This window comes from Oerskovia sp. PE-21s, from assembly GCF_056158145.1.
In genome coordinates this window covers 181766-196173 of the sequence record NZ_JBUXJM010000004.1, presented here as the reverse complement: position 1 = coordinate 196173, position 14408 = coordinate 181766, and the positions used below count along the sequence as shown (strand labels likewise).

General features: G+C 72.6%; 15 protein-coding genes. 10 read left to right on the top strand and 5 right to left on the bottom strand.

Annotated features, from left to right (window positions below; genetic code table 11):
* The first annotated feature begins 15 nt into the window (after positions 1-15).
* Both ACZDYF_RS09460 and ACZDYF_RS09455 read left to right on the top strand, forming a co-directional pair.
* Positions 16-243: a BrnT family toxin gene (locus ACZDYF_RS09460; protein ID WP_204807052.1), complete on the top strand. Its 228-nt coding sequence runs from the start codon at positions 16-18 to the stop codon at positions 241-243.
* 10 nt (positions 244-253) lie between these two features.
* On the top strand, positions 254-715 hold the full coding sequence (locus tag ACZDYF_RS09455) for a hypothetical protein (RefSeq protein WP_204807050.1): 462 nt from the start codon (positions 254-256) through the stop codon (positions 713-715).
* Between the two features lie 128 nt (positions 716-843).
* Here the strand turns inward: ACZDYF_RS09455 and ACZDYF_RS09450 are convergent, their stop codons facing one another.
* Positions 844-2967: an MMPL family transporter gene (locus tag ACZDYF_RS09450; RefSeq protein WP_475055863.1), complete on the bottom strand. Its 2124-nt coding sequence runs from the start codon at positions 2965-2967 to the stop codon at positions 844-846.
* A gap of 77 nt (positions 2968-3044) precedes the next feature.
* Positions 3045-4529, bottom strand: coding sequence for an amino acid permease (locus tag ACZDYF_RS09445; RefSeq protein ID WP_475055859.1), 1485 nt, complete (start codon positions 4527-4529; stop codon positions 3045-3047).
* 179 nt (positions 4530-4708) lie between these two features.
* On the opposite strand from ACZDYF_RS09445, the gene ACZDYF_RS09440 reads away from it, so the two are divergent.
* From ACZDYF_RS09440 to ACZDYF_RS09420, 5 genes are all read left to right on the top strand, one after another.
* Complete coding sequence (locus ACZDYF_RS09440; protein ID WP_475055857.1) at positions 4709-5131, top strand: organic hydroperoxide resistance protein; 423 nt, start codon at positions 4709-4711, stop codon at positions 5129-5131.
* Between the two features lie 82 nt (positions 5132-5213).
* Complete coding sequence (locus tag ACZDYF_RS09435) at positions 5214-5852, top strand: SDR family oxidoreductase (protein WP_475055855.1); 639 nt, start codon at positions 5214-5216, stop codon at positions 5850-5852.
* Between the two features lie 254 nt (positions 5853-6106).
* Positions 6107-6724, top strand: a complete 618-nt coding sequence (locus ACZDYF_RS09430) for a class I SAM-dependent methyltransferase (RefSeq protein WP_475055853.1) — start codon at positions 6107-6109, stop codon at positions 6722-6724.
* Positions 6725-6869: 145 nt separating this feature from the next.
* Positions 6870-7679: an excalibur calcium-binding domain-containing protein gene (locus tag ACZDYF_RS09425; RefSeq protein ID WP_475055851.1), complete on the top strand. Its 810-nt coding sequence runs from the start codon at positions 6870-6872 to the stop codon at positions 7677-7679.
* A gap of 139 nt (positions 7680-7818) precedes the next feature.
* Positions 7819-8235: an Hsp20/alpha crystallin family protein gene (locus ACZDYF_RS09420; RefSeq protein ID WP_475055848.1), complete on the top strand. Its 417-nt coding sequence runs from the start codon at positions 7819-7821 to the stop codon at positions 8233-8235.
* 148 nt (positions 8236-8383) lie between these two features.
* On the opposite strand, the gene ACZDYF_RS09415 is transcribed toward ACZDYF_RS09420, so the two are convergent.
* Together ACZDYF_RS09415 and ACZDYF_RS09410 are read right to left on the bottom strand one after the other, a co-directional pair.
* On the bottom strand, positions 8384-9229 hold the full coding sequence (locus ACZDYF_RS09415) for an SDR family NAD(P)-dependent oxidoreductase (RefSeq protein ID WP_475055844.1): 846 nt from the start codon (positions 9227-9229) through the stop codon (positions 8384-8386).
* Between the two features lie 101 nt (positions 9230-9330).
* Complete coding sequence (locus ACZDYF_RS09410) at positions 9331-10272, bottom strand: hypothetical protein (protein ID WP_475055842.1); 942 nt, start codon at positions 10270-10272, stop codon at positions 9331-9333.
* Positions 10273-10406: 134 nt separating this feature from the next.
* Between ACZDYF_RS09410 and ACZDYF_RS09405 the strand changes: the two genes are divergently transcribed.
* Entirely contained in the window at positions 10407-11366 is a 960-nt protein-coding gene (locus ACZDYF_RS09405; RefSeq protein ID WP_475055840.1) for a hypothetical protein, read from the top strand.
* Positions 11367-11373: 7 nt separating this feature from the next.
* Here ACZDYF_RS09405 and ACZDYF_RS09400 read toward each other — a convergent pair whose 3' ends face one another.
* Positions 11374-11637: a hypothetical protein gene (locus tag ACZDYF_RS09400; RefSeq protein WP_191789918.1), complete on the bottom strand. Its 264-nt coding sequence runs from the start codon at positions 11635-11637 to the stop codon at positions 11374-11376.
* Between the two features lie 133 nt (positions 11638-11770).
* On the opposite strand from ACZDYF_RS09400, the gene ACZDYF_RS09395 reads away from it, so the two are divergent.
* Together ACZDYF_RS09395 and ACZDYF_RS09390 are read left to right on the top strand one after the other, a co-directional pair.
* Entirely contained in the window at positions 11771-13174 is a 1404-nt protein-coding gene (locus ACZDYF_RS09395) for an exonuclease domain-containing protein (RefSeq protein WP_475055838.1), read from the top strand.
* A gap of 255 nt (positions 13175-13429) precedes the next feature.
* A complete protein-coding gene (locus tag ACZDYF_RS09390; RefSeq protein WP_475055836.1) occupies positions 13430-14407 on the top strand; it encodes an HNH endonuclease in 978 nt (325 codons plus the stop codon).
* Position 14408 lies beyond the last annotated feature (1 nt).

Below are 14408 nucleotides of genomic sequence, written 5' to 3'. Positions count from 1 at the left end.
AAGTACCTTTGACAGATGCGGATCCTCCCCGATGCCCTGAAGCACGGTGTCTCCCGCGAAGAGATCCGCTCCGCTCTCCAGGTGCCGATGCGGGAGGTCCGCCAAGGCACTGAGAAGATGCTCGTCATCGGGGCGACGAGCGCTGGGACGCTTCTCGAGCTCGTCGTTGCTGATCCCGAAGGCGACGACCCTCGCGTGATCCACGCAATGGCCCTTCGCCCCAAGTTCTACGACTACCTGTGAGGTGATGACGATGACCAAGACAACGCGCAAGGACCCAGCCGTCACCGGCCGGGTGTTGACCACTCGTCACGACGCTCTCGACGAGGCCCGCCGCCTGTTGAAGGTCGCGCATCTCAGTCTCGCTTCGGCCGACGAGACGCCGCTCGACGAACTCGACGAATCACTCGGAGAGCCGATCGAGGTCATCTACGTCGTTCCGCGACCAGCAGATGCGCCCCGTGGCGAAACGGCAGAAGCAGAAGATTGGCTCGACTCCCTCGACCCGGCGTCGACTCCGGCCGATGACCCGCGCGAGCTTCGTCGGGTCGGTCTCGCACAGCGAGGTGTTGAAGAAGCCGAGGCCGAGCTCAGGGCAGCCGTGCGTGAGGCCCGAGCAGCCGGGCGAACCTGGGCCGACATCGGACGCACACTCGGGGTGACTCGACAGGCCGCACAGATTCGATTCCGCGAGTCGCCACTCCCCACCGCCTGAACCCACCGTCAGCGCCGCCTCCGAGCAATCGGAGGCGGCGCTCTGGCGGGTCCTCGTCGACGACGGCATGGTCCGACACCCTCCGGCGGTGCGCTCCGCCGTCGGGCGTGGGCCGTCCTGACCGGGTGCTACTCGCGGACCGGTGCGCCCGTCGGGACCACCGGGGTCGCCTCGACCGGCACGTCCTCCTTGCGGCCCAGGGCGCTCGGCCACCACATGTGCCGTCCCACGTCGAGGTTGAGGGCCGTGACGAGCACCGACCGGACGACGAGCGTGTCGAGCAGGACGCCGAACGCGACCGCGAACCCGATCTCCGCGAACGCGACCACAGGCAGCGTGCCCAGCACCGCGAACGTCCCCGCGAGCACCAGCCCGGCCGACGTGATGACCGCGCCCGTCGCGGCCAGCCCGATCAGCGCGCCGCGCCGCGTCCCGACGCGCAGCGACTCCTCGCGCACCCGGGTCATGAGGAAGATGTTGTAGTCGATCCCCAGCGCGACGAGGAACACGAACACGAACAGGGGCAGCGACGTGTCGGCGCCCTCGAAGCCGAAGACGTACTTGAAGACGAGCGCGCTCACGCCGAGGGCCGCGGTGAAGGACAGCACGACCGTCGCGACCAGGACGAGCGGCGCCGTGATCGCGCGCAGGAGCAGCGCGAGGATGACCAGCACGGTCAGCAGGATGATCGGGATGATGAGCATGTTGTCCGCGGCCGAGGCGCGCTGGACGTCGAGCGTGATCGCGCTCGCCCCGCCCACCTGGGCGTCGGCGTCCGGGACCGCGTGGACCGCGTCCCGGACCCGGTCGACCGTGTCGTACGCCGCCTGCGAGTCCGGCTCGGACGTGAGCGTGCCCTCCATGTACGCGTACCCGCCCGCGGACACGGGCTCGGTCACGCTCGAGGCGTCGATCCCCTCGGTGCCCGCGAACGCGTCGTGCACCGCGGCGACCGCGGTGGGCGACGAGTCGTCCGCGACGACCACCACGGGCGAGCCCGACCCCGCCGGGAAGTGCTCGGCGAGGACCTGCTCGCCCACGATCGACGGCTGCTCGCCCCGGAACGACTCGGCGCTCGAGAGCCCGTTCGCGTCGAGCTGCGTGATGCCCAGGCCCAGCACGGCCAGGACGATCGACGTCACGACCCACACACGCCGGGGCCGCTTCGCGATCCGGCCGCCCAGCCGCGCCCACACACCGTGCTCGGTGGGCTCGTCGTCACCCACGTGCGGCACGCGCGGCCAGAACACCCACCGGCCCGTCGCGACGAGCAGCGCAGGCAGCAGCGTCAGCATCACCAGCAGCGCGACCACGACCCCGACCGCCGCGACGGGCCCCAGCCCGGCCGTCGAGCTCATCTGCGCGAACAGCAGGCACAGCATGCCGATCGCGACCGTCGCACCGCTCGCGACGATCGCCGGGCCCGCGCGGTGCAGCGCGAGCGACATGGCCTCGTGCCGGTCCTCGTGGCGACGGAGCTCTTCCCGGTAGCGCGCCACGAGCAGCAGGGCGTAGTCCGTCCCCGCACCGAAGACCAGGACCGTGAGGATGCCCGCGCTCTGCGCGTTCACGGTCAGGCCCGTGCGGTCGGCGAGCACGTAGACCACGGCCTGCGACACGGTCAGCGCGACCCCCGCCGAGACCACGGGCAGGAGCCACAGCGTGGGGCTGCGGTAGGTCAGCAGCAGGATCACGATCACGACGCCCGCCGCTGCGTAGAGCAGCGTCGAGTCGATGCCCTCGAACGCCTTCGAGGAGTCGGCGGCCGCGCCCGCCGGGCCCGTCACGTAGACGTCCATGCCGTTCGCGCCGTCCTCCGCGGTCGCGCGCAGGTCCGCGACGGCGTCGGCCGCGAGGTTCCAGCCCTCGCTGCCCAGGTCGAGGGGCACGATCACCTGGGCGGCCTGCCCGTCCTCGGACGGGATCGGCCCGACGACGTCCCCGTCCAGGGTGTCGAGCTCACCGAAGGTCGCGACGTCCTGGGAGACCTTGGCGAGGTCCTCGGGGGTCAGGCCGGACTCGCGCACGTAGACCAGGACCGCGGGGATCGTGTTGGGCGAGGTGAAGCTGCTCGCGACGTCGAGCACCTGGGTCGACTCGGCGTCGGCCGGGAGCCACGACTTGGCGTCGTTGTCCTGCGCGCCCGTGAGCTTTCCGGCCAGCGGCGCGGTCAGGGCCAGGACGACCGCCCAGAAGGCGATGACGACCCACTTGGCGTAGCGGTGCGTGATCCAGCCGGCGATGCGAGACATGGGTTCTCCCCGAGACTCCCGGTGCTCCCTGGCGCGAGATTCCAGCGCACACCCGCGAGGGGGCGGGTGTCAACGGGTCAGGACCCGACGCCGGGCCGCTCGGTCCGCTTCCGCAGCCGCGACCGCACCGCGTAGATCCCGACGATGACGCCCACGAGCACGAGCGTCGACACGAGCTGGACGCGTGCGACGTCGTCGAACAGCATGAGCACGATCAGCCCGGCGAGCCCCGCGAGCGTCGCCCAGGTGAGCCCGGGGTAGGCCCACATGCGCAGCGTCATCCTGTCCGCGCCACCTGCGGCGGCCTCGAGGCGCGGGCGCAGCCGGAGCTGCGAGACCGCTATGAACACCCAGATGACGAGCAGCGCCGAACCCACGGCGTTGAGCAGGATGCCCAGGACCTCGCCCGGCAGCAGCCAGTTGAGCCCCACGGACACGAGGCCGAAGAACACCGACAGCAGCACCGCGACCCACGGCACACCGGTCGGCGACACCTTGGTCAGCGCCGGGTGCCCGTCGCCGCGGCCCGCGAGCGAGAACGCCATGCGGGACGTTCCGTAGACGTTGGCGTTGAACGCCGACAGGAGCGCGACGACCACGACGGCCTCCATGAGCCGCGCCGCGCTCGGCAGCCCCGCGAGGTCGAGCACCGCGACGAACGGGCCGCTCAGCAGCTCGGGGGCGTCCCACGGCAGGACGAGCGCCATGATCGCGACCGCACCCACGTAGAAGAAGAGGATGCGCCACACGATCGAGCGGGTCGCGGTCACGATGGCCTTCTGCGGCTCGCGGGCCTCGGCCGCGGCGATCGTCACGATCTCGATCCCCCCGAACGCGAAGACCACGACGAGCAGCCCCGCCGCGATGCCGGGCAGGCCGTGGGGCGCGAAGCCCGCGAGCGAGGCCGGGTCGCCGAAGATGTTGGTCGTCCCCACGGGGTCGGTGCCGGGCAGCCAGCCCAGCACGAGCAGCACCCCGATCACGAGGAACGCCACGATCGCGGCGACCTTGATGAACGCGAACCAGAACTCGAACTCGCCGAAGTGCTTGACGCCCCACAGGTTCACGACCGCGAACGCCGCCACGAACACGAGCGCGACGACCCATTGCGGCACGCCCGGGACCCACCCGGACACGATCTGCGAGGCACCCGTGATCTCGGCGCCGAGCACCATGATGAGCGTGAACCAGTAGAGCCAGCCCATGGTGAACCCGGCCCAGCGCCCCAGCGCGGTCTCGGCGTACACCGAGAAGGAACCGCTCGACGGCACGGCCGACGCCATCTCGGCGAGCATCCGCATGACGAGGATGACGAGCAGGCCTGCGACCGCGTACGAGACCAGGACGGCGGGCCCCGCGGTCGCGATCCCCACGCCGCTGCCGAGGAACAGGCCGGCCCCGATCGCGGAGCCCAGTCCCATCATGGTCAGGTGCCGGGTGCGCAGGCCGTGGGAGAGCTGCTCGCCCTCGGGGGCGAGGGGCGCGGTGGGGTGCGCGGCATCGTCGGGCAGGGAGGGGGAAGCGCTGTCAGGCGTGCCCGACGGCGTAGGTGCGTTGCTCATGGGGGTGCGGTCAGTCCGTGGTCGAGGGGGGCGCCGAGACGGCGGCCGTTCCACGGTACCCGCACCCCGACGGCGGGGAGTGCGGCCGCTGCGCTCTGCGCGAACCGACCACACCTTGTTGCCCCGAGCGACATACGTTCGAAGGGTTCGCCCGACCGCCCCACCCTGGAGGTAGCACGATGAAGGTTCTCTACACCGCGGAAGCACTCGCCACCGGAGAGGGCCGCAACGGCCACGTCCGGTCCACCGACGGGCGGGTCGACCTCGACGTGGCCGTACCCAAGGAGATGGGCGGCACCGGCGACGGGTCCAACCCCGAGCAGCTCTTCGCCGCGGGCTACGCGGCCTGCTTCCACTCGGCCCTGCTGGGCGTCGCGCGACAGCGCAAGGTCTCGGTCGTCGACTCTGCCATCGGCGCGAGCGTCTCGATCGGCCCCCTCGATGGCGGCGGGTACACCCTCGCCGTGCAGCTGGAGGCCAGCCTGCCCGGCGTCGAGCGCTCCGTGGCCCAGGAGCTCGTCGAGGCCGCGCACCAGGTCTGCCCCTACTCGAACGCGACGCGCGGCAACATCGAGGTGACCGTGGCGGTCGTCGAGGAGTAGTCCGGCCTGCCCCCAGCGGGCGGAGCGCGCGTCCTCGGTGCACCGTGGAGGGAGCACCGTCACCGACACCACGAGGAGAACCATGAACGTCGCCCTGATCGGAGCCCACGGCAAGGTGGGTCGCCTGGTCGTCCCCATCCTCAAGGACCACGAGATCGAGGTGAGCGGGATCGTGCGGCACGAGTCGCAGCTCCCGCTCGTCGAGGAGCTCGGCGGCACGCCGTTGCTGCTCGACGTCGAGAACGCCACGACCGAGGAGATCACCGAGGCCCTGCGCGGGCACGACGCCGTGGTGTGGTCCGCCGGGGCCGGTGGCGGGAGCCCGGAGCGGACCTACGCCGTCGACCGGGACGCCGCGATCCGTTCGATGGACGCGGCCGCCGCCGCGGGCGTCTCGCGCTACGTCATGGTGTCGTGGATCGGCTCGGTGCCGGACCACGGCGTCCCGGAGGACAACAGCTTCTTCCCGTACGCCGACGCCAAGCTTGCCGCGGACGACCACCTGCGCGGCACCGACCTGGACTGGACGATCCTGGGCCCGGGCACCCTGACGAACGACGAGCCGACCGGCATGATCACGGTCGACGCGCACGAGGGGAAGACGTCGCGCGGCAACGTCGCCCTCGTCGTCGCGCAGGCCCTGCGCTCGCCGTCGACCGTGGGGCAGTTCGTCCGTTTCGTCGACGGCGAGACGCCGGTCCTGGAGGTCTTCGGCCGCTAACCCGGTGTCCCCGGGGTGCCGAGAACGGGCTTGAGGTCGTTCTGCCGCCGATGCCGACCTCCATCCCGTTCTCGACCGCAGGCAACCTCGTGGTGGGCGAGGGGTCCGGGTCCGGTCGGTGAGACCGGGTCTGGTCGGCGCTGGACGGTCGCCGGGGTAGTACCCGGTGGGGGTACGGTCGAAGATGCGGCAGCCCGCTCTCGTGGCCGCCGCTGAGCCCGTTCAGAGCCCCGCCCGACCCCGAGGAGCCACCGGTGAGCAAGGCCAACCCCACCCGCTGGGAGCAGAAGACCGCTGTGAACCCGTCCCACTCGACCTGGTACGTCGAGCGGTTCCGCGCCATGGCCGCCCAGGGCGCCGACCTCGCGGGCGAGGCCCGGCTGGTCGACGCGATGGTTCCCCGCGGCGCCCGCATCCTCGACGCGGGCAGCGGCCCGGGGCGCGTCGGTGCCGAGCTCGCGGCGCGCGGTCACACGGTGGTGGGCGTCGACGTCGACCCCGTGCTCATCGAGGCCGCCGAGGCAGACCACCCCGGTTCGACGTGGCTCGTCGGGGACATCGCCGAGCTCGACCTTCCCGCGGCCGGGATCGCCGAGCCGTTCGACCTGATCGTGTGCGCCGGGAACGTCGTCACGTTCCTCGCGCCGGGCACCGAGGTCGAGGTGCTGCGCCGCTTCCGCGCCCACCTGGCGCCGGGCGGTCGGGTCGTCGTCGGGTTCGGAGCGGGGCGCGGGTACGCGTTCGACGCGTTCTTCGCCGACGCCGCCGAGGCCGGGCTCAAGGTTCAGCTCAAGCTCTCGACGTGGGACCTGCGGCCGTTCGCCGAGGACGGCGACTTCCTCGTCGCCGTGCTGGGAGCACCTGAGAACTGACGCGTCGCGGTCCGCTCCCGGGGGATTTCACCCCCTCCCGGGTGCAGACGCGAGGGCTCTGCTCCCCCTAGCCTCCGGGGTGTCGACCGAACGACGGTCGCCCCGGCACCGCCGCGCGCGTGCCCGCTCGACGAGGAGCCCTGCCATGACCGTTCGCTTCAACCCGCCCCCGGGCTGGCCCACCCCGCCCGAGGGCTGGACGCCGGACCCCCACTGGACGCCCGACCCTCGCTGGCCGGCGAAGCCCGCCGACTGGCCGCTCTGGGTCGAGGCCCCCGCAGCGGGCGAGCCGACCGAGCACACCATGGCACTGCCGGTCGCGAGCCTCACCGGTGCGGGAGCCGTGGCAGGCCGTCACGACGGTCGCACGCGGCGCATCGTGCTCGTCGCCTTCCTGTGCCTCGCCTTCCTAATCGTCGGGCTGCTGCTGGGCGCCGTGCCCTCGGGCTCGCGGCTCGCCGCCGCCGAGGCCACCCTGGGCGAGGCGACGGAGGCTCGCGCCGCCCTGGACGAGGACAGCGCGGCGCTCACGACCGCGCAGGACGAGCTGGCCACCGCTCAGGCCGACGTCACGGCCCGCGAGGAGGCAGCGGTCGCGAAGGAGGCCGAGCTCGCGACCCGCGAGTCGGCCGCCGTGACGGCCGAGGCCGACCTCCAGGCCCGGCTGACAGCGGTCGAAGGACGCGAGGGCGCGGTCACCGCGGCCGAGGCCGACCTCCAGGCGCGGAGCGCGGCGACGGGGCGCTCGGGCACGTCGTCGGGCACGTCGTCGAGCGCACCGAAGGTGACCACGCCGGACGCGCCCGCCGGGATCGTCGGCGGGAGCGGGGGCGGCGCGGTGTCCTACGCGAACTGCGACGCGGTCCGGGCTGCTGGCAAGGCGCCGATCCGGTCCGGAGACCCCGGGTACAGCAAGAAGCTGGACCGCGACGGCGACGGCGTGGGCTGCGAGTAGCCTCGGCCACGACGGGGCCCGGTCGGCGTGCCTTCCGGGGTCGTCGGTCGTTCGTCCAGGGCGAACGCCGATCCGGAATTGAGCGGAGGCGACTCAAGTTGTACCGGTCAGAGGTTCAGCACCGACCGAAGGAGTCACCATGACGACCACCCTGACCACCGCCCCCGCGTTCGACCGCGCCCTGCGCGACCTGCTCACCCCCCGCCCCGTGGCAGGCGTCCCGGCTCACGCCGACGTCTTCCAGGACGGCGACGACCTGGTCGCCCGCTTCGACCTGCCGGGGATCGACCCCGCCCAGGACGTCACGGTCGAGGTCGAGGGCCGCAAGCTCGTCGTGCGCGGCGAGCGCAAGGACGAGCGGGCCGAGGAGACCGAGGGCCGTCGCGTCCGCGAGGTCCGCTACGGCGCGTTCCACCGCGTCGTGACCCTCCCCCAGGCCGCCGACGCGAGCGCCATCAGCGCCCGCTACGACGCAGGCGTCCTGACCGTCACCGTCGCCGGCGTCTACGCCGGCACGACGCCGCAGCGCATCGAGGTCACGACCTCCGCGTCCTGACGGTCTTCCAGACCTCCCCGCCGCAGGTCACCCCCCTTCGGCCGGCGGCGCGGTGAGTCGACGGGCCCGGTTGCGAGAGCACCGGGCCCGTCGTGCTGTCCGGGGACCGTGCGCACGTGCGGCCGGTGCGCCGGTCAGGCCGGAGTCTTCAGGCCGCCGCCCCCGGGGCGTCGTCGTCGGCGACCATCGCCGCGCTCCGTTCCCACAGCTCGGCCGCGAGCCGCGGGTCGCCCACGAGGGGATGGGTCGTCGCGACCTTGCGCTTGACGTAGTAGCTCCCCGGCTCCCAGTCGACGCCCGGGGTCGTCGTCGCGAGCCACACGAGGGTGTCGGCCCCCTTGGTCGACGACGTGAGGAAGCGGCTCAGCACCGTCTGGTACATGACGCGCATGCTGCTGGTCGACGTCGCGGCGAAGTTCGTCGCGACCACGCCCGGGTGGAACGACGCCGCCGAGATGCCCGCCGCGCGGTACCGGCGGTCGAGCTCGCGCGTGAACAGGTTCACCGCGAGCTTCGCGTTGCCGTACGCGGTGTTGGGCGCGTAGGACCGTTCGGACTCGAGGTCGTCGACGTGGAAGTCGCTGAAGAGCCGGTGCGCGGCGCTGCTCGTGCTGATGACGCTCGCGTGGCTCGCTTCCAAGCGGTCGAGCAGCAGCGTCGTGAGGAGGAACGGCGCGAGGTGGTTGACCTGGAACGTCAGCTCGTGGCCGTCCTCGGAGACCTGACGGTCGGCCATGATGCCGCCCGCGTTGTTCGCGAGGACGTCGATCCGCTCGTAGCGGTCCCGCAGCTGCGCGGCGAGCGCCCGCACCTCGGCCAGGCGTGCGAAGTCCGCCACGAAGTGGTCGGCTCCCAGCTCGCGCGCGACGGCTGCGGTCTTCTCGGGCGAGCGCCCCACGACCACGACCTCGTGCCCGTCCGTGGCGAGCGCCCGGGCTGCCGCCGCCCCGATCCCGTCGCTCGCTCCCGTGATGACGATCGTCCTGCGTGCCATGTGCCGTCCCGCCTCGTGTCGTGCCGTCGCCCGTGCCCCTCTCGGAGCGTAGACCGCGCGCCGGGGCCAGGCAGGGCGGCGCGGTCGCCGCCCGGGCCGGGCTACGCCGTCGGGCCGGTGTCTCGCGTGAAGCGGTCCCGTAGTCCCAGCGCGGTCGAGCGCCACGCTGCGGCCCGCTTGATCGTCGCGCCCATCTCGCCCTCGTCGACCGGGACGTGCACGACCCGCACGCCCCGCTCGGCCGCGAGCGCGAGCATCGCGTCGGTCGACCCGGGGAACGCGAGCTGCAGCAGGACCGACGTCGTGCTCGCCTGCCGCTCCCCCTCGCCGATGCGCCGCTTGTAGAGGATCTCGGTCACGGTCCGCCGCGTGAACGAGCCGCCTGCGGGCGCCGTACCGCCGACCCGCGCCTCGTCCGTGGTGTCGCCCGGCTCCAGGAGACGAGCGGCGTCGTCGGGCAGCGGGACGACGCTCAGGTACAGCGACACGAGCAGCTCCGAGACCTTGCCCAGGACCCAGCCGCGCCCCGGCACGCGCGGGATCACGCGCAGGTACTGCGCGAAGTTCGCCTCGAGCGCGTCGGCCGACAGGCTCGACCACGCAGGCTGCGTGCGCACCTCGAGCACGCGGTCCCAGTCGATCGCGCCGCCGTCGAACCCGACCTCGCGCGGGCCGACGTGCACGGCCCCGAACCGGTCGAGCAGCTCGAGCGGCTTGGTCGCGAAGCGCGGCACCAGCGGGACCTGGCGCACCAGCCCTGCGGCCGAGGCGTCCCAGTGCTCGGTGAGCGGCAGGGCCGGGCGCGGGTAGGCGTCGAGGGCGCGACCCACCCAGCCGGTGACCAGGGCGTCGAGGCGCGGCTTCTTCGCGGTCTCCTCGCTGCCGTCGCGCTCCACGCTGCCCGACGGCGGAGCGTCCGTCGCGTCGTCGGCGGCGGTGGCGTCGGCAGTGGCGTCGGCAGTGGCGTCGGCGGCGGTGGCGTCGGTCGGCGCGTCGGTCGGCGCGTCGGCGACGGCCACGCTGAGCGGCGCTTCCTGGTCCATGGGTTCCCCTGCGTGTCGACGACTGTGCACGACGCCCGGGTTCGGGCCGGACGCGGTCAACCCTGGACCCTACCTTCTCCGTTGCGTCAGGTACCTGGAAGGTGCCGGCCCGGGAACGGTGCGACGCTGGACCGATGAGCGACGAGCCCGGCACGAGCGGCGAGCAGGCCGCCGACCGGCTGTTCGCCCTGCCCCTCGACGAGTTCGTCGCCGCGCGGAACGCCGCCGCCAAGCACGCGACGACCGCCGGGGACGCCGTGGGCGCCGCACGGTTGCGCGCGCTCACCAAGCCGACCGTCGCCGCGTGGGTCGTCAACCAGGTCGCCCGCACGCACCCCGACGAGGTCGGTAACCTCGTCGCACTCGGCGAGGACCTGCGCGCCGCGACCGAGGCGCGCGACCGGGCGCGACTCACCGAGCTCGACCACGAGCGCCGACGCCAGGTCGACGCGTTGGTGCGGGAGGTGTCGCGCGCGGGCGAGGTCGGCGGGCGGGCCGTGTCGGGCGAGGTGCTGCGGCGCCTCGGCGAGACGCTCACCGCGGCCGTCATGGACCGCGACGCCGGGGCCCTCGTGCTGGCCGGGCGCCTGACGCAGGCGCTCCAGTACGTCGGGTTCGGGATCGTGGACGAGTCGGGCGAGAGCGCCGACGTCGTGTCGTTGAGCGCGGAGCGCGCGGCGCGACGCGGCACGGGGGCGCGGTCGCGGGCCGCCGGGCAGCAGGGCGAGGAGGCTCCCCCACCCGTGACCGAGCGCTCGGGAACGGACACCGCCCTCGCGGACGCGGAGCGTCAGGTCGCCGACGCGGCCGCGGAGATCGACCGGCTCGAAGGACGCCGCGACCAGGCCGCCGACGTCGTGCGGGAGGCGAGCGACGCCGTCGGGCCGCTGGACGCGCGGCTCAGCGAGCTCGACGAGCAGATCGCCCGGCTGACCGCCGAGCGCGAGGACATGCTCGCGGCGCTCGACCAGGCGCGGGACACCCTCGCGGCGGCGGAGGAGGAGCTGGCCGCCGTGGACCGTGAGCTCGAGGACGCAGAGCGGAAGGCCGAGGAGGCGAGGCGTCGACGGCGGACGGCGCGGGCGAAGAGCTGAGCCGGCGTCAGTCGCCCGAGGGCGGTGCCGTGCGCTCGGGGATCTGGACCCGGATCGAGACCTCGTTCTCGCCGGGCTCGGTGGGCGTCGTGGGGTCGGTCGGCGTGGGGGTCGGCGTCGGGGTGACTGGCGGGGTCGTCGGAGAGGGGGTCGGGGAGGTGGTCGAGGTGGGGGTCGGCGTGGGCTGCCCGGGGCCCGTCTCCCCGCCCTTGCAGCCCGTGAGCACGGCGACGGACAGCAGGACTGTGGTCGTGATGGCGGCAGTGCGCACTACGGCTCCCCCGATGAATTGGTATGTCCGTCCAGGTTAAAAACGATTCGCGCGTCTCGCTCGGCGAGAACTCCCTCGACGCCTCCTATGCGCGGACTTCACCCCGCAGCCCCGACCTGGCACGCTGTCCCCCGTGCCCGGATTCGCCGTGATCGACCTCGAGACCACAGGGTTCTCGCCCCGCCAGCACGACCGCATCGCCGAGGTCGCCGTCGTCCTCACCGACGCCGCCGGCCGCGTCCAGGACGAGTGGTGCACGCTCGTCAACCCCGAGCGCGAACTCGGCCCCCAGCACGTGCACGGCATCAGCGCGGCCGACGTCGGGCTCGCACCCACGTTCGCCGTCGTCGCGCCGCACCTCGCGCGGCTCCTCGAAGGGCGCGTGATCGTCGCGCACAACGCGAGCTTCGACACCCGGTTCCTGCGCGCCGAGTTCGGCCGCGTCGGCCTGCCCGTGGGGATCGACCCGCTCGCGTGCCTGTGCACCATGCGGCTCGCCGGGACGTTCCTGCCGTCCGCGCCGCGCGGGCTCGCGATCTGCTGCGAGCTCGCGGGCGTCGTGCACGACGGCGCCCACTCGGCCCTCGGCGATGCCCGCGCCACGGCCGGGCTCCTCGAGCACTACCTCGGGCTCGACGACGCCGACCCGCTCTGGGGCGTCGCGCACGAGGCGTCCGCCACGCACTCGTGGCCGTGGCTGCCCTCTCCCGGGGCGTTCACCCCCGTGCTGCGCGGCGCGAGCCGCCCGACCAGCCACTGGCTGTCCGGCCTGTCCGACCGCCTCGACCGCGTCCCCTTCCCACCCCAGGCCGACGACTACCTCGCGCTCCTCGACCTCGCCCTGCTCGACCGGTACGTGTCCTTCACCGAGCGCGGCGCCCTGCTCGCCGCCGCCGAGGAGGCAGGGCTCGGCCGCGCACAGGTCGAGTCGCTGCACCACGGGTACCTCGACGCGCTCGCGCGGGTCGCCCTCGCGGACGGCATGCTCTCCGACGCCGAGGTCGCCGACCTCCACGAGGTGGCGGATCAGCTCGGCCTGGACGCCGACGACGTCGCGGCGGCGGTCGAGCGGGCGGCGTCCGGTCCGGTGCTCGCCACCCTGCCCGACGGCGGAGCGCGCCCGGGCGCGGAGGCGAGCGGCGCCGTCGGGCCGGGGGCTGGCCGCGGTGCTGCCGACGCTGACGGCGGACCGACCGGGGCTGTGGACACGGTCGTGGCGGTTGCAGCGACTCCGGCAGTGGTGGTCGCGGTGACTCCGGCCGTGGCGACCGTGGCCGACAGGCCGCGGTTCGCGCTGGGGCGGGGCGACGAGATCGTGCTGACCGGGGCCATGACCCGGGCGCGCGAGGACTGGGAGCGTGACGCGCGGGCAGCCGGACTTGCGCCCTGGCCGAACGTCACCAAGCGCACGCGCGTCGTCATCGCCGCCGACCCGGACTCGCTGTCCGGGAAGGCGCGCACCGCTCGGCGGTACGGGATCCCGGTCGTGAGCGAGCGGGTGTTCGAGGAGCTGCTGGGGCGGGTCTCGCTCGGGTGACCTCGCGGGGGTACGTCATGCCCGCGTGGCTTCGACGGGCCCGGATGGTTCCCACGGTGCGGTGACGTCGTGCGTCGGAGGCGCAACCATCCTGGCGGGAATCTGGGCACTCCTGGTTGTCCACAGCGATGAGTGGAGGCGGCTCCGCCGCGCCGTGCTGCCTCCGCCCACCACTTTGCCCCGGCACGGGGAAGCAGAGGCTGTGCCAAGCTGTGGCGCATGGAGAACCGCGGACCACGGCGAGGATGGTTGCTCATGGTGGCCGGCGACGACCGCGGTCATGGCGGCAATGCCGGGTATGACGACCAGCACGACGCCTACTACTCATGGGACGAGAAGGTTCCCAACTACAAGAACCTGAAGGTCGGCGACCCCGTTGCTCTGTGGGACAAAGAGCGACTGCTCGGAATCTCAGTCATCGAGGCGATCGAGACGCGGCACGGCCCGAAGCTCCAAAATCGTTGCCCGCTGTGCGCCAAGACCCGCATCGTCAGGCGCAAGACAGCTAAGCCACCATGGCGGTGCTCCAAGTGCCGTCACGAGTTTTCTGCTCCAGTTGCCACGATCGTTGAGGTAGACCAGTACGTCGCGAGATACGACGCCGCGTGGACGTCACTAGAGGGGCTGCTCGGGAGGAACGAACTCACGGCGGCTCAGGTGAAGGCGGGAGACATCAATGCCATGCGCCCTCTTGACTGGGGCACATTCCGCGAGGCACTTGTAGCAAAGGACGCGACCAGAGCCATTGACCGAGTGGCCGCCCGCGTCCATCTCTCGAAAGAGCCGGCGACCGAAATGCAGCTCGAGCATCCCCAGGGCTTCAGTCACGCACTCGTCCGCGTCCGCCGAGGGCAACAGCGCTTCAGGGAGCAGACCCTGGGCATCCATGGCAGCGTGTGCGCGTTCACCGGTCCCGCCCCCGAACGTGTGCTGGAAGCCGGGCACCTCTACAGCTATGCACAGCTCGGAACTCACTTCGAGCATGGCGGCCTCATGTTGCGGCGCGACATTCACAGGCTCTTCGACGACGGACTGCTAGCGGTGGATCCATTCCACCTTCGGATCGACGTTGCCGCTGACCTTGCAGCCTTTCCGCAGTATGACCGGCTGCACGACGAGCGGTTGACCTTGCCCCTCAAAGACGCGCAAATTGACTGGTTGGGCAAGCACTGGAACGAGCACCGACCGATGGGGGCTGCTCTCAACGGCCTTCACCGCAACGAGAAGCCCTGAA

Bases quoted from the DNA above. Each gene is read 5' to 3' on its own strand.
- ACZDYF_RS09435 (WP_475055855.1), top strand. From the start codon at position 5,214: ATGAACGTCGCCCTGATCGGAGCCCACGGCAAGGTGGGTCGCCTGGTC.
- ACZDYF_RS09425 (WP_475055851.1), top strand. From the start codon at position 6,870: ATGACCGTTCGCTTCAACCCGCCCCCGGGCTGGCCCACCCCGCCCGAG.
- ACZDYF_RS09390 (WP_475055836.1), top strand. From the start codon at position 13,430: ATGGTGGCCGGCGACGACCGCGGTCATGGCGGCAATGCCGGGTATGAC.
- ACZDYF_RS09420 (WP_475055848.1), top strand. From the start codon at position 7,819: ATGACGACCACCCTGACCACCGCCCCCGCGTTCGACCGCGCCCTGCGC.
- ACZDYF_RS09445 (WP_475055859.1), bottom strand. From the start codon at position 4,529: ATGAGCAACGCACCTACGCCGTCGGGCACGCCTGACAGCGCTTCCCCC.
- ACZDYF_RS09450 (WP_475055863.1), bottom strand. From the start codon at position 2,967: ATGTCTCGCATCGCCGGCTGGATCACGCACCGCTACGCCAAGTGGGTC.
- ACZDYF_RS09460 (WP_204807052.1), top strand. From the start codon at position 16: ATGCGGATCCTCCCCGATGCCCTGAAGCACGGTGTCTCCCGCGAAGAG.
- ACZDYF_RS09410 (WP_475055842.1), bottom strand. From the start codon at position 10,272: ATGGACCAGGAAGCGCCGCTCAGCGTGGCCGTCGCCGACGCGCCGACC.
- ACZDYF_RS09415 (WP_475055844.1), bottom strand. From the start codon at position 9,229: ATGGCACGCAGGACGATCGTCATCACGGGAGCGAGCGACGGGATCGGG.
- ACZDYF_RS09405 (WP_475055840.1), top strand. From the start codon at position 10,407: ATGAGCGACGAGCCCGGCACGAGCGGCGAGCAGGCCGCCGACCGGCTG.
- ACZDYF_RS09455 (WP_204807050.1), top strand. From the start codon at position 254: ATGACCAAGACAACGCGCAAGGACCCAGCCGTCACCGGCCGGGTGTTG.
- ACZDYF_RS09440 (WP_475055857.1), top strand. From the start codon at position 4,709: ATGAAGGTTCTCTACACCGCGGAAGCACTCGCCACCGGAGAGGGCCGC.